The organism is Comamonas sp. AG1104 (assembly GCF_003350425.1).
GTDB lineage: Bacteria > Pseudomonadota > Gammaproteobacteria > Burkholderiales > Burkholderiaceae_C > Comamonas > Comamonas testosteroni.
The window spans coordinates 720,371-740,893 of record NZ_QQAS01000001.1; the positions used below are offsets into that span (position 1 = coordinate 720,371).

The following is a 20,523-nucleotide window of genomic DNA, read 5'->3' on the forward strand; positions in this document are numbered from 1 at the left end:
CAAGACCATGATGAACACCATCAAATGGCCCGGTCAGCAGGAGCTGCAAGCCTGGCGCCATGACTTTCATCGTCACCCGGAAACTGCGTTTCAGGAGCACCGAACCAGCGCGCGCGTGGCCGAGCTGCTCAAGAGCTTCGGTCTGGAAGTGCACACCGGCCAGGCCGGTACGGGCGTGGTTGCCGTGCTCAAGGGTAATCTGGGCGCGGGTCCCTCCATCGGCCTGCGCGCCGATATGGATGCGCTGAATGTGACGGAGCTCAACCAGTGCGAGCATGCGTCCACGCACGCTGGCCGTATGCACGCCTGCGGCCATGACGGCCATACCAGCATGCTGCTGGGGGCGGCCCAGGCTTTGGCCTCGGCCCCCGACTTTGCCGGTATCGTGCATTTCATCTTCCAGCCTGCCGAGGAAAACGAAGGTGGCGCGCGCGCCATGATCGAGGAAGGGCTGTTCAAGCGCTTCCCCATGGACGCGGTATACAGCATGCACAACTGGCCGGGCCTGCCCATAGGTACGGCGGCAGTGCATTCCACGGCCGTGATGGCGGCCTTTGACATCTTCGATCTGACGCTGACCGGCAAGGGCTGCCATGCCGCCATGCCGCATCTGGGCAAAGACGCACTGCTGGCGGCCTGCCAGCTGGTGACGCAGCTGCCCGCGTTGATTGCGCGTGAGCAGGAGGTGCACAAGCCGGCCGTGCTGAGCGTGACCAGCTTCAACGCCGGCGATACCTATAACGTGATGCCCGAAGCCATCAAGCTGCGCGGCACTGTGCGCTGCTTCGACATGCCTCAGCGCGCGCGCATCGAGCAACGCTTTCGCGATGCGATTGCCGCGACCTGCGCGTTGCACGGCCTGGAGGCCCATCTCGACTACCGCGTCAGCTACCCTGCAACCATCAATAATCCCCAGCATGCCGAAGTCTGCGCCGAAGTGCTGACCGGCGTGCTGGGCGAAGGCAAGGTCCGCCGGGACATGGTGCCCAGCATGGCCTCGGAAGACTTTGCCTTCATGGCGCAGGAGTGCCCGGGTGTCTATATCTGGCTGGGAAATGGCGAGGACAGCGCTTCCCTGCACAACCCCAAGTACGACTTCAATGACGCCAATCTGCCGCTGGGCATGCGTTACTGGGTGGAACTGGTGGGCGCGCTGCTGAAGGGCGGCAAGCTGCCGGCCTGACAGAAGGGCTTTTTTACATGAATCAATGCCGGGGCAACGCAAGGTTGAGCCCGGCATTTTTTATGCCCGGACAATTTGCAAAACTCTAACATGCAATGCATTCGGACACAGAAATGTCGGAAGGCTGACACCCTGTAACGCCATTCGATCCGGCGCCCCTATGATGTTTGTAGCGCTCCTCGATAGTGCCTGTTGTGTTCCAAGCAGGCCACGGAGCGTGCGTGGCGACCGCCTTGATCCTCTGGAGAAGAGCAGGTCGCGCAATAGCAGGTGTTGCATTCCGGCGCATGTCCGGGCTTTCAAGCGGCGCTAACCGCATCTCTCGCAACGCTGCCTGCACCAACCCTGGTGCCGTGACTTTGTCGCACTGTACGGGTCTTGATACAGGAGGGCGCTTTATGCCGTTTGGCAAATTGGAGGCGGGCATCTGGCCTGCCGGTTTTCCGCCGCTGCTGAGCTGGTGCGTGCTGGTAGCGGCCGCAGCCTTGCTTGGCCATATGGTTCACCGTTTTTCCGGCTATCCGCGCATGCTGGGCTACACCCTGGTCGGCCTCGTGGCCGGCTGGGTGGGATTTGGCGATCTTCCCTGGCCGTTGCAGGGCAGCACGGCCTTGCTGCTGGAGGTGGCCGTGGGCGCCAGCCTGCTGCTGGCGGCCTCCCAGGTCTCCTTGCCCTGGCTGCTGCGCCAGCCCTGGTTGCTGCTGCAAAGCCTTGGCGAGTCCCTGGTCACGCTAGCCGTGGTCGCTGCGACCTTGCTGGCGCTGGGGTGGGGCTGGGCTGTGGCGCTGGCTGTTGGTGTGATTTCCATGGCGGCCTCGCCGGCCGTGCTGCTGCGTATTGCCGATGATCTGCGTGCCAGCGGTGCGGTGACCGATCGCAGCCTGCTTCTTGCCACTATCAGTACCTTGCTGGCGCTGCTGGGGGCGCTGGTGCTGACGGTAGTGTTTGTGCCGGTCGCCGAAGCGGCGGGCGGTGGCTTGCAATTCTCGACGGCGGGCCTTGGACGCTTGCTGCTGAGCTTGCTTCTGACTCTGTTCTGGGCCTTGCTGGTCACGGTTGCCTTCTGGCCGGTGCTGCGCTGGCAGTCATCGCGCAGCGACACCACGGCTCTGTATCTGCTGGCGGCCATGGCTGCGGTCTGTCTGCTGGCCGAACAATGGGGAGGCTCGGCTGCACTCGGCTTCGTGGTTGCTGGGCTGATGTTGCGCAATTTCAGCCCCATGCCCCTGGTCTGGCCCCAGGCCTTTCAGGCTGCCCATGCCATGCTCAATCTGCTGATGTTCGTGCTGGTGGCCAGCATGGCCTCTCAGGTGAACCTGTCTTGGGCCATGGTTTCGGTGGTCGCCAGCGTCGTCCTGGCGAGGATTCTGGGGAAGTTCGGCTCCATCTTGCTGCTGGGCCTGGGGACCGGGATAGGCTGGCGCAGGCAGTGGCCTGTGGCTTGCGGGCAATTGGCTTTGTCGGGTCTGGCTCTGCTGATGCTGTCCGGTATCGCGCTGCAATGGACCGCCTTCAACGCCAGCGTGGCCCAGCAGGTGGCTGCCATTGCCCTGCCGGTGATTGTAGTGTGCGAGGTATTGGGCGTGTTGCTGGCTGCTACCGCACTCTGGCGCAGCGGCGATGCCCATCGCGGTGTGGGCCGAGCGGCCTTGCAAAGAGGGGGGAAGCGCCATGACGCATGAGATAGAACAAAGTCAGCCGGCTGCGGCGGAGGTCGGCGGTCTGGGCGAATTCGCGCCATCACAGGCCTTGACGCTGGGCGTGGAGCTGGAGTTGCAGCTGCTCAACACCCATCACTACGATATGACGCCATATGCGCCCGATATGCTGGCTTTGCTCAAGAATGCCAAGGTGCCGGGCTCCATCGTGCCGGAGGTGACCTCCAGCATGATCGAGATCTCGACCGGCATCTGTCAGGATGCACAGGACGCCTATGAGCAGCTGGCTGTTACGCGCGATGCCTTGGTCAAGGCGGCCGACCGACTCAATATTGCGCTGGCCGGTGGCGGCACGCACCCGTTCCAGCAATGGCACCAGCAGCGCATCTACGACAAGCCGCGCTTCAAGGAGCTGACGGCGCTGTACGGCTATCTGACCAAGCAGTTCACCATCTTTGGTCAGCATGTGCATGTGGGCTGTCCCAGTGCCGACGATGCGTTGATGATGCTTCACCGGCTTTCACGCTATATCCCTCATTTCATCGCGCTGTCGGCATCAAGCCCCTTTGTGCAGGGGCAGGATACGGCGTTTGACTCTGCGCGCCTGAACTCGGTGTTCGCATTTCCGCTCTCGGGTCGTGCGCCGTTTGCTCTGCACTGGGAAGACTTCGAGCGCTACTTCGCCAAGATGGCGGCCACGGGCGTGATTCACAGCATGAAGGATTTTTACTGGGATATCCGTCCCAAGCCGGAGTTCGGCACTGTGGAAGTACGTGTCTTCGATACGCCGCTGTCCATCCACCGCGCGGCGCAACTGGCGGCCTATGTTCAGGCGCTGGGCGCCTGGTTCCTCAGCGAGCAGCCCTTCGTGCCCAGCGAGGACGACTATCTGGTCTATACCTATAACCGCTTCCAGGCCTGTCGCTTCGGCTTGGACGGCACTTATGTGGACCCCGCCACCAGCGAGCAACTGCCGCTGCGCGAGCATATTGAACAAACGCTGGAACGCATCACCAGCCATGCGCCGGCATCAGGCAAGAGCGCTTTGCGGGAGCTGGCCCAGGTGCTGCAGGGCGGCAACGATGCGAGCTGGCTGCGCGAGAGCTATGCCCGGGTGCAGCAGTTGCCGGAGGTGGTACGCCAGGCTTCGCTCAGATTCGCCGGCAGGCCCTGATTGGCGTTGACATTATCGGCTCGGCGCAAGGCATTAGAGTTGCCAACACTTAATTAAGAGTGCGGGTTGATAAGGCTTGAGTAAAGCCTGTGCCAGTCCTGCTTTGACCCGCAGGTCCGGCTTTTTCATTGCCTGAGCCAAGCGGCGCCTACCTTTATCGGAAATGAGCGATTTCATGGTTGCGACCGTTATCCTTGGCATGCTCTGCGTACATCTGTTGTGTTTTTGCGTGCTGTTCATGCTGATCAGTCGCAGGCTGCCCCGCAGAAAAATGGGCATGGAAGTCTTTGCTCTGGGCAATCTGCTGCTTGGCTGCGCGTATATATTGCAGCTGCTGGGCGGCAAGCCTGGCTGGAGTGTGATGAGCCTCGTCAATCACACGCTGTCGCTGTGTGCGCCGGTAGTGTATGTGCTGGGCGCGATGCGGTTTTTCAATCGGCCGACGCCGGTATGGCGTCCGTTGCTGGTTCTGGCGCTGGCCTACAGCGCGGCTCAGATGCTGGTGCAGTCTACGCTGGGTCCGGAGGCGCGTCATGCCATGTTGGCTGCAGTATGCGCTTTGCTGTTTCTCTGCATGACGATCACTTTGCTCTGGGGAGCGCGCAGCTTTGCCAGGAATATGGCCGTGGAGATGATGGTGTTTGCCATTCTGATCTGCGGCATCTGCATTCTCAATGTCATGAAGTTCGTGCTGATCCTACAGGGCGGCTTGCAGGCTTTGGACATGAACAGCCGTTTCCAGATGGTGTTCTATATTTATATGTCCTTCCTGGGCACGGTGATTCCGCCAGGTGCTGTCTGGTTGGCGTTGCGCCGCCTGACCGACGAACTCGGCAGCATGGCAGCGCAGGACCCGCTGACCAAACTGCTCAATCGTCGTGGTTTGCTGGATGGACTGGAGGCGCATTTCGCTGCCAGGAAAGTCGAACCTGTCCACCTCTTGATCGTGGACATTGACCATTTCAAGCGCATCAACGACAACTATGGGCACCAGTTTGGCGACAATGTGCTGTGTCGCGTGGCAGAAGCGATTCAGCAAAGCACGCGCAGAAGTGATCTGAAATGTCGTCTGGGCGGCGAGGAGTTTCTGGTCCTTTGCCCTGGCCTGAAGGGCGATGAAGTTCTGCAACTGGCCGAAAGAATACGTGCAGCGATTGCGGCAATCGCGCTACCTGGCATCAGCCTGCACGGCTCTGTCACTTGCACGGCGACGATTGGCATTTCCAATCCGTTCATCTCTACTCAGGCATTTGACATCACGCTGCAGCAGGCCGATGTCGCTCTTTATCGGGGCAAGAGCGCGGGGCGCAACCGCGTTCAGCGTGCGGACCCCGAATACTTTGTGCCTCGGGCGCCAGAAAGCAAGGCAAGAAGATCAAGCCTTTCTAACCGGGAAAGGGCCTGAGGGCTGTCAGGCTGCAATCACCGTCACGGCATAGCCCTTGTCGCTGGCAATCACGTCCAGAAGGCGATCGATATTGGGATGGGCACCGGGGCGTGCCTTGGCGTCTTCGGTGTGCTCGGCAAACAGCTGCAGGCCTTCTTCGGCAGCGGCGACATCGATGCTGCCATGTTTTGCGTAGAGTGCGTTGTAGACCGTGACCGAGCCGGCCTTGCCAGGCGCATTCGGAATGCTTGCGGCCAGCTTGCCGTCGGAGTCGATCAGCTGCAGCTCGGCGATATGGGCGATGGAGGGAAGTTGCTTGAGGTTGTCGGCAAAGGCCATGGTGTGCTCGCGATGGTCGCTGTGATGGAAGCCGCTATTGTGGGGCAGCCTGATGGCCTGTTCAGTTTCGGGCCTTGTTTTGCTCCAGCACCCGCAGTGCCTGCTGCATCTGCGCAAGCGTTGGTGCATATTCGGGCAACTCGGCAATTTCCTCCATTTCGCGCAGCATCAGCTGTTGCACCTGTGCTGCCAGGTCCTGCCACTGAGAGACGCTCATGAGGGCCTGGGCCGTCTGCAGCAAGTCGGCTTGTATTTCATATGACAGAGAGAGCTTGCGCACCACATTGAGGGCAAATGGGGGGCACAGCAGAATCTGAAACGCAGTGGAGCGCGCGAAGGAACGATTGCTGTGGCCCTGCTTGCCGTGGCGCAGGGCCAGCCAGCTCAGGCAGGCGGTGCTCAGATAGATCAGCGCGAGTGCGATCAACTGCAGCAGTTCGGAATGCAGCACCAGCAAGGCGGCGGGAAGACCGAGAAACAGCAGCGCGGCCAGCAGATACAGCGGCAGCGCAAACGCTTTGAAGCTGCGGGCATGTGCCTCCACCGCCTTTGAAAATGCCGCGTCACCGGGCAGATGAATCCGGGTGGTGCTCCAGTGCTGACGGTAGACGGGCCGGTGCAGTGCAAAGACAGGCAGCCATAGCAGGCGGTTCTGGCGCAGCTCGAAGCCTCGGCTGGCCAGCTGTGCCCGCCATCCCGACCTTAGCGGGCGCAGCAAACCCTCTTCTGGCTTGAGCAGCAAGGCCGTGTCATATAGATAGAACAGTACGATGGCCAGAACTACCTGCAACTGCGTGGAGATCGTGAAGTACAAGACGGCTTTCGGGACAAGACAAACCCCGCGATCTTAGCGATGCGCGGGGTGGGGTTAGAGGGGGTGAATCTGCGGCCGACCTAATGCTTTATTCAGCGGCTTTCTTGCGGCCAAGCAATTTGCCTATGCCAGCGAACAGCGCGACCGCTGCGGCGGCGATGATCTTCCAGCCTGCAGCCAGAAAGCCTGCAATCGCACCCCACAGGCCTTTCTTGGTGGCCACTGCGGCAGCGCCGCCGAGTACTAGTGCACCCAGGCCGATTGCGGCGACCTTGTCACCGTTCTTGAACTCGGCATAGGTCTGGCCGCTGTTGTAGTCGAAGCCGGCAAGTACCTTTTTGAACTCATCGGTGTTCTGGGCCAGTGTCGCGGTGTCGGATACCAGGGTGGCTGTCATCACGCCGCTGCGGCCCAGAATGCGCGAGGTGTAGTTGACATTTTTCTCGCCTGATTCTCCGCGCAGACGCAGGCCCCACTCCAGTCGCTTGGTGGCAGTGTCGTAATGGGGGGGAACCTGCCAGCCATCGGTGTACAGCGCTTCAAGACCCAGCTTCTTGCGTTGCTCGTTGCCGGCCTTGTCGCCTGATTGCATGGATTTGAGCAAGTCATCGGCATCGATCTTCTCGTCATCCTTCACGTAACCAGTTTCGTCATAGGAGAACACTGCAAACCAGTCCAGCGATTTGGGGGCTATCAGAAAGTGATCACTGCTGGGCGGGTTGCCAAATGCCTGCAACAGCTTGGAGGTGTCGGCCTCGCCGAGAAATGCATAGCCCGATGGAATCTTGACGCTGGCCTTGTCAGCGATTTCTCCCTTGCCGCTTTCCTGCCAGTGCAGGGCTTTGATTTCAGGGGGTAACTCCTGAGTGGCTTCCGTCTTGGCCCAGACGCCTAGAGAAAGTGACAGACCGAGAACGCCGGCCGCGATGGACTTGAACATTCAATGAACTCCCGTGTTATGAATTTATTGAGGATTGCTATTGGTAATAGCGAACTTGGTTTCAGATTCGCATTCGAATCATCGTCGTTGATTCGCACGCGAAGCATAACGCGGCTCAAACTGAGCTGACAAAATTAGCAGGATTGATAGCGTAAAGCGTCAGTAATATCGGACAAAAAGCATGTTTTAAAGATTTTTCATGGAGATCGGTCATATGCACAGTGCCATAGCTTTCTTGCAGGAACATGCCGGTCTGGGCATGGGCAGCTGGCATCTTGGCCAGGGGCGGCGCAGCCGGGACGAGGAGAAAGCGGCCTTGCTCACGGGGGCGCAGCTCGGCCTGAGCGTGATCGACACCGCCGAGATGTATGGCGATGGCCTATCCGAGGAACTGATTGGCGATGTGCTGCGTGAGTGGCCATCCGCCAAGCCCCGGCCCTTTCTGGTCAGCAAGGTGCTACCCATGCATGCCAGCCGCAAGGGAGTGATGCGCGCGTTTGAGGCGAGTGCCTACAAGCTGGGAGTGGACTGTATCGACCTTTATTTGCTGCACTGGCGCGGAAATACGCCGCTGGCCGAGACGGTAGCCGCATTTGAGGACCTGAAGGCGCAGGGCAAGATTCGCCATTGGGGAGTCTCCAATTTCGACACCGACGATATGCAGGAGCTGTGGCAAGTTCCGGGCGGAAGCAACTGCGTGGTCAATCAGGTGCTCTACAACGTTTTCAGCCGCGGCATCGAATATGACTTGCTGCCCTGGTGCCAGAACAACGGCGTGACCGTGATGGCGTATTGCCCGCTTGGACATGGTGAGCTGATCGAGCAAAGTTTGCTGGCCGAAATCGGTGGTCGCCATGGTGTCAGTGCCAGTGTGGTGGCTCTGGCCTGGGCGTTGCGCAGCGGCCATGTGCTGCCAATTCCCGAGAGCGGCTCGGCAGACCATATCCGAGACAACGTCTGCGCACTGCAGCTCAGGCTCAGTGCCGAGGAGCTGGCACTGATAGATGCTGCATCGCCCCCGCCGCGCTTCAAGCAGCCGCTGGACATTCTCTGAGCAAGGAGGGCGCCAGCGTCAGTCGAGTGGCGTTACTGACGGCGCCCCTACACGTGCCGGCATTCAGAACAGAACCCGGTCCGGCTCCCAGACCAATGCCCGTCGCTCCCATTCCTGCTCCCGGGTCGCTGGCGTCTGCGTCGCTACGGCCACCAGCACTCTGACCTTCGACAGCTTTGCAGATCCCTCCGGCTCCCCCATGCTCGGCCGTGTTCTGGCGCGATCCGGGCTAAGCGCTGCCTGCGTTGACATTACTTGCGAGCCCGCTTGTCGATCGGCCTCATGTTTTGTCATATGCTAGATAGTTGACATATCACCTAGCTGAGAAAAAGAGACAACGTGGTGGAGCCTGTGACTAGCCGGGGTCTGAACCCCTCATGGATCATCGTCGCTGCGGGCGTCAGTGCCTCGCTGCATGTGGGCAAGCTGCCGCCCGCCGTGCCCCTGCTGCAGCAGCAACTGGGCGTGTCCCTGGTGCAGGCGGGATTCTTGCTTTCCACCGTCCAGGTGGCGGGCATGGTGCTGGGCCTGGTGGTGGGCCTGGGCGCCGACAAATGGGGTCTGCGTCGCAGCCTGCTGACCGGGCTGGTGCTGATGGCTCTGTCCAGCGCGGTGGGCGCTGCGGCCACGGGCTTTGCCTGGCTGCTGGCGCTGCGCGCGTTTGAAGGCCTGGGATTCTTGCTGGTCGCCATGCCTGCTCCAGGGCTGATTCGTCGCAGCGTCAAGCCGTCAGAGCTGGGGGCGCGCATGGGCTGGTGGGGCTCTTATATGCCCATTGGCAGCGCCATGGGCTTGCTGCTTGGGCCTTGGGTGCTGCAGGCGACCAGTTGGCAGACCTGGTGGCTTGCACTGGGCTGTACCTCCGCCTTGGCGGCCTATGCCGTCTGGCGCATGGTGCCTGCGGATGCTGCTGCAACTGCAGCCGTCGCAGCCATTGTCGATGAGGGATGGCGCCCGCGTCTGGCGCTCACATTGCGCAGCCCCGGCCCCTGGCTGGTTTCACTGGGCTTCATGGTGTATTCAGGTCAGTGGATGGGCATTGTCGGCTTTCTGCCCACGCTTTATTCGGAAGCAGGGCTCAGTGCCAAGCTGGCAGGCCTGCTGACGGCCGTGGTCGCTGCCAGCAATATGCTGGGCAATGTGGCGGCAGGCCGGTTGTTGCACCGCGGCTGGAGTCCTGCGCGCTGCCTGCAGACCGGCTATGTGCTGATGGGCCTGACGGCGCTGCTGGCCTATGCGCAGGTCGGGGGCGAGTCGCTGGCTCCTCTGTGGCTGCGCTTTGTGGCCGTGGCGCTGTTCTCGGCGACGGGCGGCCTGATACCGGCGACCTTGTTCACAACGGCCATGCATCTGGCGCCCAGCCAGGCCACGGTGTCCACCACCGTGGGTTTCATGCAGCAATGGTCTTGCGTGGGGCAGTTCGCAGGTCCGCCGCTGGTGGCGGCCGTGGCCATGCAGATGGGCGGCTGGCAGTTCACCTGGATGGTGACGGGCAGCATGTGCGTGCTGGGCTGGTTGCTGGCGCTGGGAGTGGGCCGTTGCTGGAGCCGCCTCAGGCCCTGAGACCAGGGAATGATGCTCTGTATTTGTGAGCTTTCAGTTCTTGCCGGATAGGTGCGGTAGCCCGATTTGATGCATCGTTTTGAGTTGGCGCACAGGACTCAATTGCCAGCTCAAGCATGATTCGAGTCTGAACTGCGGTTACGCTGCAGTCTTGTGGAGGTCCATGATGCAAAAGCGCCAGTTTCTCGCCACCGCAGCTTCGCTGACGGCATTGTCATCAACGCCCTGGCTCGCGGGCTGTGCCTCGCGTCGTACCAAGACGGCGGTCAAGCCGGCCGAGCTGATCTATTACGGCGGCCCGATTCTCACCATGAATGACGCACAGCCTCAGGTGGAGGCCGTGGCCGTTAGCGCCGGGATGATTACTGCAATTGGCTCGGCTCAGGAGCTGGAGGCCTTGCGCGGCGCTGCCACGCGCATGGTGGACTTGCAGGGGCGCACGCTGATTCCGGGTTTTGTGGACCCGCACAGCCATATCGGCGGCGTGGGGCTGCAGGCAATTTCTGCCAATCTGCTGCCCCCGCCCGACGGCGGCAACGCCTCTATCGCCGACTTGCAGCAGACGCTGCGTGAATACATCCAGACTTCGCCCGAGGTCAAACAGCTGGGCATCGTGCTCGGCTTTGGTTATGACGATTCCCAGCTTCAGGAGCGACGCCATCCCACACGCGACGACCTTGATGCCGTTTCGCGTGATTTGCCGATTGCCGTGATTCACCAGTCCGGGCACTTCGGTGCACTCAATTCCGCGGCCCTGGCCCGTGCCGGCATCGGTCCCGGCACTCCCAATCCAGAGGGCGGCGTGATCCGCCGCCGTGCCGGCAGCCCGGTGCCCAACGGGGTGCTGGAGGAGAACGCCTTCTTCCACAGCCTGGGCAGGATCATGCCCAAGCTCACGCTGGAGCAATCCATGGACTGGCTGGAAAAAGCCCAGCAGCTCTATCTGGAGTTCGGCTATACCACGGTGCAGGACGGTCGCTCCGACGCAGGCGCCATTGCCTCGGCCATGGCGGCTGCCGAGTCGCGTCGGCTGGTCATCGACGTGGTGTCCTATCCCGACATACTGCAACTGGGCGACGGCGCGCTGGCCAACAAGCTCAAGTTCAGTCGCAGCTATACCAATCGCTTCCGCATTGGCGGTGTCAAGCTCACGCTTGATGGCTCGCCCCAGGGCAAGACCGCCTGGCTGACCGAGCCCTATCTGGTGCCGCCCGATGGCCAGCAGCCCGGCTATCGTGGCTACGGAGTGCTCAGCGATGTCAGGGCCAATGAGCAGGTGGCCAAGGCCATTCACAATGGCTGGCAGATTCTGGTGCATGGCAACGGTGACGCGGCGATCGATCAGTTCATCGCAGCTGTACGTGCCAGCGGCCCGGTGGAGCAGGCGCGTGCCGTTCGCCCTGTGCTGATCCACGGACAGACGCTGCGGCGGGACCAGGTGAGCCAGCTCAAGGAGCTGGGCATTTTCCCATCGCTGTTTCCCATGCATACCTTTTACTGGGGCGATTGGCACCATGATTCGGTGCTCGGCGATCCGCGCGCGCAGAACATTTCGCCGACAGGCTGGGTGCTGGGCGAGGGCATGGTGTTCACTTCTCACCACGATGCACCTGTTGCTCTGCCGTCATCGATGCGTGTGCTCGATGCCACCGTCAATCGCACCACGCGTTCGGGCCGCGTGCTGGGGCCTGAGCATCGCGTCTCGCCCTGGGTGGCGCTCAAGGCGCAGACCATCTGGTCGGCCTACCAGCATTTCGAGGAAGACCGCAAGGGTTCCATCGAAGTCGGCAAGCTGGCTGATCTGGTCGTGCTTTCGGACAACCCGCTGACCGTGGAGTCTCATCAGCTTGCCAGTCTCCAGGTGCTGGAGACCATCAAGGAAGGGCGCACGGTTTACAAGCGCGACGGGGCAAACTTCTGATTTGAGGGCTGCTTGCGATTGATAGGTGTTCGTTTGGGTGAATGTTTTTTCACGCATCGCGCGAGCCGATAAGGGCGCGCAATGCACGCTCCAGTTGCTGGGCGTTTTCATGCACCAGCAGCCATTCGGGCTGAAGTACTTCCATCGGTGCAGTTGATGCAGGGCAGCTATCCATGATCGCCAGTGGATCATCGGCCTTGAGCGCGACCACGGTTGGCTGGTTGGCCAGATCGAGACAGGCATGCGTCAGCCAGCGGCAGTAGTCGGCCATCGCCGCAGGCGGCGGCTTCCCGGTGTGGGCGGTGGCACGGTTCAGACTTTCGGCCAGCAGCAGAGCCGTGGCATAGACGCGCACGGCATGGCGGTCATAGCGGCGGGTGACAAAAGCCAGTCGCTCTGCATTGAGTCGTCCGCGCAGGGACCAGCGGCGCGAGGAATGGGCCTGGCCTACGGCGGCGCGCAGGGCTGCCAGCGATTCATGGGCCAGTGATAGCTGGCCGAGGGCGGTTTCGGCCGCATCGGCTTTTTGCTGCTGGCAGGCCTTGAGAATCAGATCCAGACCGTTGGCAAGCTGCTTGAGAAAGATCGAGGCGGCCCGGCCCATATCCTTGATGGGATTGGAGGTCAGCAACACCTGGCTGAAGATAAGCCCGACCGCAGCACCGACCGTGACGTCCAACAGACGCGCTCCGCCCGCCATGCTCGGGCCGAGCACCAGCACCAGAATCACCGAGACCCCGGCTTGAATAGGCACCACGGGTGCGGGGCCGATGATGGCGCCGAGCAGGATGGAGAGGAATGCGCCAAGACTCATGCGCAGCAACAGATGCTGCTCGGGCAACTGCCACAGCAGATCGCCGATCACGATGCCCAATGTGCAGCCTATGAGCAGACTACGCGCCTGTTTCAGATGGCTGGGCAGTCCCGGGGCGAGGCAGATCACGGCGGTGACCACGGCGAAGGCAGGCTTGGGATGGCCCCAAAGCTGCTGGGCGATGACCCAGGCCAGCATGCTGGCCAGTGCTGCAGCAATCGCATCACGCAGGGCCAGCCTGGCCCGCGATGGAAAAGTGGTCTTGGCACGACGCCAGGCCAGCATGAACGGGGTGCTCCAGCGCAATCTCAAACTCCTTGGCATGGCGGTCGATCAGACTCCGATTCAAGGATGTTAGAGGGCGCGGCGAGATTGCCCTGTGGGAAATACGCCACGCCATCCGAAAATGCAGGCCGGCGGATCAGTCCGCCGAGTCGTCGTACTGGGGTGGGGTCTTGCGAAAGCCACTGGTGATGATGGCCAGATAGACAAGGCCGATGCTGCCCCAGATAAGGCCCGAACTCAGCGAGCGGGGCTCCACCTCCAGCCACATGGCGCCTACGCTCATGAAGCCCAGCACCGGGGTGACAAGATAGCGCAGCAGGTCGCCTGGACTGTGCCAGCGGCCCTGGCGCCACATGTATTCAGCCAGCACCGACAGATTGACAAAACTGAAAGCCGTCAGCGCGCCGAAGCTGATCAGGGCGACCACATATTCCAGGCTCAGAAAGCCAGCGGTCAGTGCCACCGCGCCCACCAGCACAATGTTGTAGGAGGGCGTGAAGGACTTGGGGCTGATATGGCCGAAGAAGCGCTTGTGGATCACGCCGTCGCGGCCCATCACATACATCAGGCGCGATACACCCGCGTGAGCCGCGATGCCCGAGGCCATGACGGTGACGATGGCAAAGGACAGCACCACCGACTTGAACAGTGCTCCGCCCACCAGGTAGAGGATCTCGGGTTGGGTTTCGTCCACAGCCTCGAAGTACTGTTTCGGGTTGCCGGGGAAATAGAGCTGCAGAAAATAAGTGGCCGCGATGAAGATCAGGCCGGAAATCAGCGCCGTCAGAAAAATGGCCTTGGGCAAGGTGTTTCGGGTGTCGTGGGTCTCTTCGGCCAGTGAACTCAGCGAGTCAAAGCCCGTGAACGAAAAACAGAGAATGGTGGCTCCCGTAATCAGTGCGCCGATTTCGGCCTGGGAGCTCCAGAAGGGCGACAGCGTCCACAGGCCCTGGCCGCCATGTTCGGCAATCGCGCCCAGGGCATTGCGGCCTGCATGCAGATCGCGCCAGACCATGCAGGTGAAGATGGCGATGATGAGCAGTTGGAAGAAGACGATCAAGCCGTTGAAATGGGCGACAAAGCGAATGCCGCGCAGATTCACGCAGACCATCAGCGCGGTCAGGCCGAAGATCCAGACCCAGTGGTTGACCTCGGGGAACATGGAGGTCAGATAGATCCTTGCCAGCAAGATATTGACCATGGGCGAGAGCAGGTAGTCCAGCAACGACGACCAGCCCACCATGAAGCCCACATTGGGGTGAATGGCCTTTTGCGCATAGGTGTAGGCCGAGCCCGAGGAGGGGTAGCGCCGGATCATGTGGCCGTAGCTGAGCGAGGTCAGCAGCACTGCCAGCAAGGCAACGAAGTAGGAGGTGGGCACATGCTGCAGCGAATCGCGCGAGACCATGCCGAAAGTGTCCAGCAATGTCATCGGCTGGATATAGGCCAGGCCGATGATGACCACATGCCATAGCAGCAGAGTCTTTTGCAGGCGAGCGGGGGAGGTGGTCGAGGCTGCCAAGGGAGGGCGATCAGTCAGTGCAGTCATCTTCTACAAGAACAAGAGAGCCGGCACAAAACCCGCACCGGCCTGCGCGTGGCAATGCGCCGCAGAGATGAGTCTCAGCTTGTTTGCCACTGTGTTATCAATGGTTTGGACATACCCTGAAGCAGGGCGCCGTTCTTGGGTTCCGCTGAGCCTTGGGTCGGGCAGCAACGAAAAGCCGGCATTATCGGATTTTGTTACTCCCGAGATTGCTTATGATGAAAATCACATTAATTTCACGCCGGTATCAGCACAGCTTGCTATGACTGGAAGAGCATGCACATGCTCAGCCTCAACTCCCTTGCAGCAGAGACTGAATGCATTGCCATTCGGCTTCGGTCACGGGGGTAATGGAGAGACGATTGCCTTTTTGCAGCACGCGCATCTGCGCCAGTTGAGGTTGCTCGCGTAGCTCCGGCATCAGCAGTGGGCGGATCTTTTTCAGCGCCTGCACATCCAGCATAAGCCAGCGCGGTTTGTCTGTCTGGGACTTTGGGTCGTAATAGGGGTCCGCAGGGTCGAACTGGGAAGGGTCCACGCGCAGATTGCCGGCAATGCGGGCAATGCCGTAAATCCCGGGTTCGGCGCAACTGGAATGCCAATACAGCACGCCGTCACCCACCTGCATATCGTCACGCATGAAATTGCGTGCCTGGTAATTGCGCACGCCATTCCAGGCAATGGTCTGCTCGGGGGATGCCAGAGCATGGTCGATGGAGTACTCGTCGGGCTCGTTCTTCATGAGCCAGTAACGATGGGCTTGGGGGCTGCTGTCGTTCATAGGTGCATTGTCTGTGAGGAGGTTGCTGTCTCAGTCTTCACGGTCGCGCTGCCAGGGACCGCGGTCTTGCTGCCAATTGCGCACCAGATCGCTATTGCGTTGCAGCAGATTTCGGGTGTCCAGCCAGCGGCCTGGAATGTCCAACTCGGCTTCTTCCACCACCCGAATACAGTCCTGAATATGGCGCTCGCCCAGATAGCGCAGCGTCGCGTAGCCTATGGACGCAGCTGCGAGCTGGCCCAGTAGCGGCACATATTTGGCGGCCTGCCTGGTGCTCATGCGCAAACCCATGGCTTTGCCGAGGCGCAGCACCATGTCGCGGGTGATGAACTTGCCGATCAGCACGGAGCCAACCATGGCGATGGCTTTCTGGACTTGCTCGCGCTTTCCTGGCGTGAGTTGGTCGAGTTGCTCCGGCGTCAACCCGAACTCCTGGTTGATGCGCGGATAGAGCTGGGCGAGCAGGGCAGCATCTGCAGCCCAGTCCAGACCGGGTATGGGGATGGCACTGGCGGCAGCGCTGACGAGTGCCCGTCTTCTCAGTAGTTTGCGGGCCCGTTCAGCGGCTTGGGCAATGTCTTTGCGCTCCGCTCTGGTCGCACTAAGGTTTCTGAAGCTCGGGTCTTTTTTCCACATATTCGATAAGGAGATGACGGAAATAGAAAAAGGGGCTTGTCGGCCCCTTTTGGTCGGAATTCAGATTCAGTTGGCCTTACCGCGCACCATGCCATAAATAAACAAAAGAATCACGGCCCCAATGACCGATGCAATCCAGCCTGCGGCTTGTCCGGGCTGGTACCAGCCCATGGCCGAGCCGAGATAGGTAGCTACAAACGAGCCGACGATACCGAGAAGAATCGTCATGATCCAGCCCATGCTGTCATTGCCGGGCTTGATGGCCCGAGCAATCAAACCGACGATAAGGCCGACGATGATGGTTCCGATGATGGACATATTCTGTTCCCTGTTGGTGCTTTGACGAAAGTGACTCTACGCGGCCCGACGGTTCGACTCTGTCGGACGATTCTGAATGTAGGCGCGAGCGCGATTCTTGCGTGAAAACACACAGAGGCATGTGCTACATCGGGACCCAAGGGCGAAACAAAAACGCCTGCAGAAAGCAGGCGTTTTGGTCAAGCCCCGATTCGGAATCAGGGCTGCAATGGGCCCAGGGCGCTATATGCAGCAGCCGTGGTTGCCGAGGCGTCAGCGCCTTCGACGCGGCGGGCGCCGTCGAAGCGGCGCGCCCAGTAGGAGGTCTGCATGCTTTCCACGCGCACGCTGGCACCGGTGCGCGGTGCGTGGATGAATTTGCCGTCACCCACGTAGATGCCCACATGGCTGAATGTGCGGCGCATGGTGTTGAAGAACACCAGATCACCAGGCTTGAGGTCGCTGCGGTCGATCTGCTGGGTGGCATTGGCCTGTTCGGCAGAGACGCGAGGCAGAACCTTGCCCATGGTCTGGGAGTAGATGGCGCGCACGAAACCGCTGCAGTCGAAGCCGGTTTCGGCGTTGGTCCCACCCAGGCGATAGGGAACGCCAAGGAAGCCCATGGCCGTCACCACCAGATCGGAGGTTTTTTCGGCCACGTTCTGACGTGCTTCGCGCACGAAGTCAGTCGTCTTCTCGGCCACGGAGTGGCGAGCTTCACGCAACTGGGTGATGAGGCCGCGGTTGACCAGCAACTGGGCCATGTCGTCGTCACGCTGCTCGCTAGGCGCCGCGTGCGCTGAGGTAACGCCGACAAATAGAAGTGCAATAAGCCATCGGGACATGGGGCGTGAGGGTAACACGTTCATTTGTAGGATGGGGGCTCTATTTCCAATTTTTTCTCTTGGTTTTTGATGCGGCACAGCAAGTGAGCTGCGGGCATAAGCTTATTGCGTGAGCTGCTCTCAAATTTGCAGCGTATTGCAGTACGTAATTTCCCCATTCTGGTGAATGCGGGTCGGGAATGCGCCAATTCATGGTATTGACATGCGAAAGGCGTTGCATTGACGGACTTTCTGCCCTGGCATGCGCTTGCAGCGACAATAGCGCCATCGATTACAGCCGATGCGACGGGCTTCCTCAGCCCATCGCACGACGGTCTTGCGCAAGCGCTGCGCCTTTTTTTGCGTCAGGCTTGACACAGTTTTAAGAAAGATTTGCCATGTTGTTAGAAGCTTCCGAGTCGCAACTGGTTCTGGTGGACTACCAGGACAAGCTGATGCCCGTCATTCATGAAGGCGCGCAAGCGCTGGCCAATGCCGTCAAGCTGGCCAAGATGGCGCAGTTGCTGGAGGTGCCTGTCTGGGGAACGGAGCAGAACCCTTCGCGTCTTGGCGCCAACAATGCGGAGCTCAAGGCTCTGTGCCAGAAGACGCTGGAGAAACTGTACTTCAGCGCCGTTCCTGAGGGTCTGGGTGAATTGCTGCGTCCTCCCGCCAAGCCCCAGGGCGGCAATGCGCGCAGCCTGCCCAAGCATCTGCAAAAGCCCCAGCAGCAGGCGCCCGAGCGCAATATGGTGGTGATTGCCGGCTGTGAAACCCATGTCTGCCTGTTGCAGACGGCGCTGGAGCTGCTGGAAGACGAGTTCGATGTGTGGGTGGTGACGGATGCCTGCGGCTCGCGAACCGAGCGTAACCGGGATGCAGCATTTGACCGTCTGGCAGGTGCCGGCGCCGAGCTGGTGACCACCGAGATGGTGATGTTCGAGTGGCTGCGCACCTGCGAAGACCCTGCTTTCAAGGAGATGCTGGCTCTGGTCAAGTAATTGCTGGCGGCCATTCAGGAAATAAGCGCCTTCTGGGCGCTTTTTCTTTGGGCTGCGCATCGACCGTCACATTTTCGGCTTGTGGCACTCAGGTCCCAGGAGTTGCGGCCCGGCTTGGCACTCCGTCTTCATGGGATGTCCACCGAGGAGTCAGGAGCCATACGCTCTACACCATGGCGGGGCGGACACGACATCCGGGAAGAGGGCTTCAAGGAGGACCGAGGAACTGAGCGTGCTCGGGGCCTATGCTCTGACGCGGCGCGGGTGCGGCGTTGGTGCGATAGTCAAGTGCTGTCAGTTTTCGGCAAGCGCGTTATGAATAATTATGAATTCAGAAAGCTCTCTGCAAAAGACGGAGAGTCAAGGAGACATATTCATGACCACGCGTTTCGAAGATTTTTATCAGCGTTCCATTGATGACCGCGAGGGCTTCTGGGCAGAGCAGGCCGGTCTGATCGATTGGCAGCAGAAGCCGCAGCAGATCTGTGACTACAGCAACCCGCCATTTGCCAAATGGTTTGTGGGCGGCACAACGAATCTTTGCCATAACGCCATTGACCGCCATCTGGCAGCGCGCGGCGATCAGAATGCGTTGATCGCCATTTCCACCGAAACCCGCACCGAAAAGGTCTATAGCTATCGCGAGCTGCATGCGGAGGTCAATCGCATGGCTGCCGTGCTGCAGTCGCTGGGTGTGCAAAAAGGCGACCGCGTGCAGATCTATATGCCCATGGTTGCCGAGGCCTGCTTTGCCATGCTGGCCTGCGTGCGTCTGGGTGCCGTTCACTCCGTGGTGTTCGGCGGCTTTGCCTCGGGCGCGCTGGCGTCGCGCATCGATGATGCCGAACCCAAGGTCATCATCAGTGCCGATGCGGGCTCGCGCGGCGGCCGCGTCGTGGCCTACAAGCCTTTGCTGGATGAAGCGCTCAGGCATTCCAGTCACCAGCCCGCTGCCGTGCTGATGGTCAACCGCGGACTGGCCGAAATGCCCATGAAGGCGGGCCGCGACCATGACTGGTCGGCCTTGCGTGCCCGACACATGGATGCGCAGGTGGATTGCGTCTGGGTGGAATCAACCCATCCCAGCTACACCCTCTATACCAGCGGCACCACGGGCAAGCCCAAGGGCGTGCAGCGCGATACGGGCGGCTATACCGTGGCGCTGGCGGCCAGCATGCCGCACATCTTCGATGCCCAGGCCGGGCAGACCTTCTTCTGCACCAGCGATATCGGCTGGGTCGTGGGTCATAGCTACATCATCTATGCACCGCTGATTGCGGGCATGGCCACGGTGATGTACGAGGGTCTGCCGGTCAACCCCGATGCCGGCATCTGGTGGAGCATTGTCGAGAAATACAAGGTCACGCACATGTTCTCGGCGCCGACGGCGATTCGCGTGCTCAAAAAGCATGATGCGGATTACCTCAAGCGCTACGACATCTCCAGCCTCAAGGCCCTGTGGCTGGCTGGCGAGCCGCTGGACGAGCCCACGGCGACCTGGATCAGCCAGGCCATCAGCAAGCCCATCATCGACAACTACTGGCAGACCGAGACCGGCTGGCCCATCATGACGCTGTGCAACGGCGTGCAAAAGCAGGCCACGCGTTTTGGCAGCCCGGGACGGGCGGTCTATGGCTACAACGTCAAGCTCATCGATGACGCCAGCGGCGAGGAGTTGACCCAGGCGAATCAGAAGGGCGTGCTGGCGATCGAAGGTCCGCTGCCGCCCGGTTGCATGCAGACGGTCTGGCGTGACGACAACCGCTTTGTCAACACCTACTGGAAGAGCATTCCGGGTCGGCTGATCTACAGCACCTTCGACTGGGGTATCCGCGATGAGGATGGCTACTACTTCATCCTCGGCCGTACCGACGATGTGATCAATGTGGCGGGTCATCGCCTGGGCACGCGGGAGATCGAGGAGAGCATCTCTGCCCATGCCCAGATTGCCGAAGTGGCCGTGGTTGGCGTTGCCGACAATCTCAAGGGCCAGGCTGCACTGGCCTTTGCCGTGGTACGCGATGCGGCCTTGGTGGCAGACGAGGTCTCCAGCAAGGCCCTCGAAGCCGATGTGATGAAGCTGGTCGATTCGCGTCTGGGTGCGGTTGCGCGTCCGTCTCGTGTGATTTTCGTCACGGCTCTGCCCAAGACACGCAGCGGCAAGCTGCTGCGCCGGGCCTTGCAGGCCGTGGCCGAAGGTCGTGATCCCGGTGACCTGAGCACCATGGAAGATCCGGCGGCCCTGGCCCAGGTGCAACAGCGGCTGTAACTTCCGCAACGGTTGTTGCGCAGCTTCACTCCCGCAG

19 protein-coding genes are annotated in these 20,523 nt (G+C 60.7%); 9 read left to right on the forward strand and 10 right to left on the reverse strand.

Going from position 1 to position 20,523, the window contains the following annotated elements; translation table 11 throughout:
• Nucleotides 1-7 precede the first annotated feature (7 nt).
• The 3 genes from DFO48_RS03130 (at nucleotide 8) to DFO48_RS03140 (ending at nucleotide 4,015) form a co-directional block, all read left to right on the forward strand.
• Nucleotides 8-1,183, forward strand: a complete 1,176-nt coding sequence (locus DFO48_RS03130) for a M20 aminoacylase family protein (protein ID WP_114862493.1) — start codon at nucleotides 8-10, stop codon at nucleotides 1,181-1,183.
• Nucleotides 1,184-1,581: 398 nt separating this feature from the next.
• On the forward strand, nucleotides 1,582-2,865 hold the full coding sequence (locus DFO48_RS03135; RefSeq protein ID WP_114862494.1) for a cation:proton antiporter: 1,284 nt from the start codon (nucleotides 1,582-1,584) through the stop codon (nucleotides 2,863-2,865).
• Nucleotides 2,855-4,015 (forward strand): YbdK family carboxylate-amine ligase, encoded by a 1,161-nt coding sequence (locus tag DFO48_RS03140; RefSeq protein WP_003079224.1) that lies wholly within the window; start codon nucleotides 2,855-2,857, stop codon nucleotides 4,013-4,015. The genes DFO48_RS03135 and DFO48_RS03140 overlap by 11 nt, the downstream gene beginning before the upstream one ends.
• Nucleotides 4,016-4,048: 33 nt before the next feature.
• Here the strand turns inward: DFO48_RS03140 and DFO48_RS25375 are convergent, their stop codons facing one another.
• Entirely contained in the window at nucleotides 4,049-4,294 is a 246-nt protein-coding gene (locus tag DFO48_RS25375) for a hypothetical protein (protein WP_199406951.1), read from the reverse strand.
• On the opposite strand from DFO48_RS25375, the gene DFO48_RS03145 reads away from it, so the two are divergent.
• The gene (locus DFO48_RS03145; protein WP_114862701.1) at nucleotides 4,191-5,420 is read left to right on the forward strand and encodes a GGDEF domain-containing protein; all 1,230 of its coding nucleotides are present in this window, start codon (nucleotides 4,191-4,193) and stop codon (nucleotides 5,418-5,420) included. The two genes, DFO48_RS25375 and DFO48_RS03145, sit on opposite strands and share 104 nt — an antisense overlap.
• Before the next feature lie 6 nt (nucleotides 5,421-5,426).
• On the opposite strand, the gene DFO48_RS03150 is transcribed toward DFO48_RS03145, so the two are convergent.
• The 3 genes from DFO48_RS03150 to DFO48_RS03160 form a co-directional block, all read right to left on the reverse strand.
• Nucleotides 5,427-5,741 (reverse strand): DUF2322 family protein, encoded by a 315-nt coding sequence (locus DFO48_RS03150; RefSeq protein WP_114862495.1) that lies wholly within the window; start codon nucleotides 5,739-5,741, stop codon nucleotides 5,427-5,429.
• Nucleotides 5,742-5,802: 61 nt separating this feature from the next.
• Nucleotides 5,803-6,555 carry a hypothetical protein gene (locus DFO48_RS03155; RefSeq protein WP_114862496.1) on the reverse strand — a complete coding sequence of 251 codons (753 nt, stop codon included), beginning with the start codon at nucleotides 6,553-6,555 and terminating at the stop codon, nucleotides 5,803-5,805.
• Between the two features lie 88 nt (nucleotides 6,556-6,643).
• Nucleotides 6,644-7,495 carry a DUF2167 domain-containing protein gene (locus tag DFO48_RS03160; protein ID WP_114862497.1) on the reverse strand — a complete coding sequence of 284 codons (852 nt, stop codon included), beginning with the start codon at nucleotides 7,493-7,495 and terminating at the stop codon, nucleotides 6,644-6,646.
• A 199-nt stretch (nucleotides 7,496-7,694) separates the two neighbouring features.
• Between DFO48_RS03160 and DFO48_RS03165 the strand changes: the two genes are divergently transcribed.
• The 3 genes from DFO48_RS03165 (at nucleotide 7,695) to DFO48_RS03180 (ending at nucleotide 12,033) form a co-directional block, all read left to right on the forward strand.
• Nucleotides 7,695-8,549: an aldo/keto reductase gene (locus tag DFO48_RS03165; RefSeq protein WP_199406941.1), complete on the forward strand. Its 855-nt coding sequence runs from the start codon at nucleotides 7,695-7,697 to the stop codon at nucleotides 8,547-8,549.
• A gap of 342 nt (nucleotides 8,550-8,891) precedes the next feature.
• Entirely contained in the window at nucleotides 8,892-10,112 is a 1,221-nt protein-coding gene (locus tag DFO48_RS03175; RefSeq protein ID WP_003079212.1) for a CynX/NimT family MFS transporter, read from the forward strand.
• A 166-nt stretch (nucleotides 10,113-10,278) separates the two neighbouring features.
• Nucleotides 10,279-12,033, forward strand: a complete 1,755-nt coding sequence (locus DFO48_RS03180; RefSeq protein ID WP_114862702.1) for an amidohydrolase — start codon at nucleotides 10,279-10,281, stop codon at nucleotides 12,031-12,033.
• Nucleotides 12,034-12,082: 49 nt separating this feature from the next.
• On the opposite strand, the gene DFO48_RS03185 is transcribed toward DFO48_RS03180, so the two are convergent.
• The 6 genes from DFO48_RS03185 to DFO48_RS03210 all read right to left on the reverse strand — a co-directional run bounded on the left by DFO48_RS03185 (nucleotide 12,083) and on the right by DFO48_RS03210 (nucleotide 17,237).
• Nucleotides 12,083-13,153, reverse strand: a complete 1,071-nt coding sequence (locus tag DFO48_RS03185; RefSeq protein WP_233506291.1) for an aromatic acid exporter family protein — start codon at nucleotides 13,151-13,153, stop codon at nucleotides 12,083-12,085.
• A gap of 115 nt (nucleotides 13,154-13,268) precedes the next feature.
• Nucleotides 13,269-14,681, reverse strand: coding sequence for an APC family permease (locus DFO48_RS03190; RefSeq protein ID WP_114862501.1), 1,413 nt, complete (start codon nucleotides 14,679-14,681; stop codon nucleotides 13,269-13,271).
• A gap of 289 nt (nucleotides 14,682-14,970) precedes the next feature.
• A complete protein-coding gene (locus DFO48_RS03195; protein WP_114862502.1) occupies nucleotides 14,971-15,459 on the reverse strand; it encodes an EVE domain-containing protein in 489 nt (162 codons plus the stop codon).
• Nucleotides 15,460-15,489: 30 nt separating this feature from the next.
• Nucleotides 15,490-16,095 (reverse strand): hypothetical protein, encoded by a 606-nt coding sequence (locus DFO48_RS03200; RefSeq protein ID WP_114862503.1) that lies wholly within the window; start codon nucleotides 16,093-16,095, stop codon nucleotides 15,490-15,492.
• A 66-nt stretch (nucleotides 16,096-16,161) separates the two neighbouring features.
• Complete coding sequence (locus DFO48_RS03205) at nucleotides 16,162-16,413, reverse strand: GlsB/YeaQ/YmgE family stress response membrane protein (RefSeq protein ID WP_034376093.1); 252 nt, start codon at nucleotides 16,411-16,413, stop codon at nucleotides 16,162-16,164.
• A gap of 197 nt (nucleotides 16,414-16,610) precedes the next feature.
• Nucleotides 16,611-17,237: a C40 family peptidase gene (locus DFO48_RS03210; protein ID WP_034349623.1), complete on the reverse strand. Its 627-nt coding sequence runs from the start codon at nucleotides 17,235-17,237 to the stop codon at nucleotides 16,611-16,613.
• A gap of 377 nt (nucleotides 17,238-17,614) precedes the next feature.
• Here DFO48_RS03210 and DFO48_RS03215 point away from each other — a divergent pair, with 377 nt between their 5' ends.
• Together DFO48_RS03215 and DFO48_RS03220 are read left to right on the forward strand one after the other, a co-directional pair.
• A complete protein-coding gene (locus tag DFO48_RS03215) occupies nucleotides 17,615-18,217 on the forward strand; it encodes an isochorismatase family protein (protein ID WP_114862504.1) in 603 nt (200 codons plus the stop codon).
• A gap of 376 nt (nucleotides 18,218-18,593) precedes the next feature.
• A complete protein-coding gene (locus DFO48_RS03220; protein WP_114862505.1) occupies nucleotides 18,594-20,486 on the forward strand; it encodes a propionate--CoA ligase in 1,893 nt (630 codons plus the stop codon).
• Nucleotides 20,487-20,523: the final 37 nt, after the last annotated feature.

Excerpts from the sequence above, each read along its gene's own strand:
- DFO48_RS03130 (WP_114862493.1), top strand. The coding sequence starts at position 8 with ATGATGAACACCATCAAATGGCCCGGTCAGCAGGAGCTGCAAGCCTGG.
- DFO48_RS03135 (WP_114862494.1), top strand. The coding sequence starts at position 1,582 with ATGCCGTTTGGCAAATTGGAGGCGGGCATCTGGCCTGCCGGTTTTCCG.
- DFO48_RS03140 (WP_003079224.1), top strand. The coding sequence starts at position 2,855 with ATGACGCATGAGATAGAACAAAGTCAGCCGGCTGCGGCGGAGGTCGGC.
- DFO48_RS03145 (WP_114862701.1), top strand. The coding sequence starts at position 4,191 with ATGGTTGCGACCGTTATCCTTGGCATGCTCTGCGTACATCTGTTGTGT.
- DFO48_RS25375 (WP_199406951.1), bottom strand. The coding sequence starts at position 4,294 with ATGCCCATTTTTCTGCGGGGCAGCCTGCGACTGATCAGCATGAACAGC.
- DFO48_RS03150 (WP_114862495.1), bottom strand. The coding sequence starts at position 5,741 with ATGGCCTTTGCCGACAACCTCAAGCAACTTCCCTCCATCGCCCATATC.
- DFO48_RS03160 (WP_114862497.1), bottom strand. The coding sequence starts at position 7,495 with ATGTTCAAGTCCATCGCGGCCGGCGTTCTCGGTCTGTCACTTTCTCTA.
- DFO48_RS03165 (WP_199406941.1), top strand. The coding sequence starts at position 7,695 with ATGGAGATCGGTCATATGCACAGTGCCATAGCTTTCTTGCAGGAACAT.
- DFO48_RS03180 (WP_114862702.1), top strand. The coding sequence starts at position 10,279 with ATGCAAAAGCGCCAGTTTCTCGCCACCGCAGCTTCGCTGACGGCATTG.
- DFO48_RS03190 (WP_114862501.1), bottom strand. The coding sequence starts at position 14,681 with ATGACTGCACTGACTGATCGCCCTCCCTTGGCAGCCTCGACCACCTCC.
- DFO48_RS03195 (WP_114862502.1), bottom strand. The coding sequence starts at position 15,459 with ATGAACGACAGCAGCCCCCAAGCCCATCGTTACTGGCTCATGAAGAAC.
- DFO48_RS03200 (WP_114862503.1), bottom strand. The coding sequence starts at position 16,095 with ATGTGGAAAAAAGACCCGAGCTTCAGAAACCTTAGTGCGACCAGAGCG.
- DFO48_RS03205 (WP_034376093.1), bottom strand. The coding sequence starts at position 16,413 with ATGTCCATCATCGGAACCATCATCGTCGGCCTTATCGTCGGTTTGATT.
- DFO48_RS03210 (WP_034349623.1), bottom strand. The coding sequence starts at position 17,237 with ATGTCCCGATGGCTTATTGCACTTCTATTTGTCGGCGTTACCTCAGCG.
- DFO48_RS03215 (WP_114862504.1), top strand. The coding sequence starts at position 17,615 with ATGTTGTTAGAAGCTTCCGAGTCGCAACTGGTTCTGGTGGACTACCAG.
- DFO48_RS03220 (WP_114862505.1), top strand. The coding sequence starts at position 18,594 with ATGACCACGCGTTTCGAAGATTTTTATCAGCGTTCCATTGATGACCGC.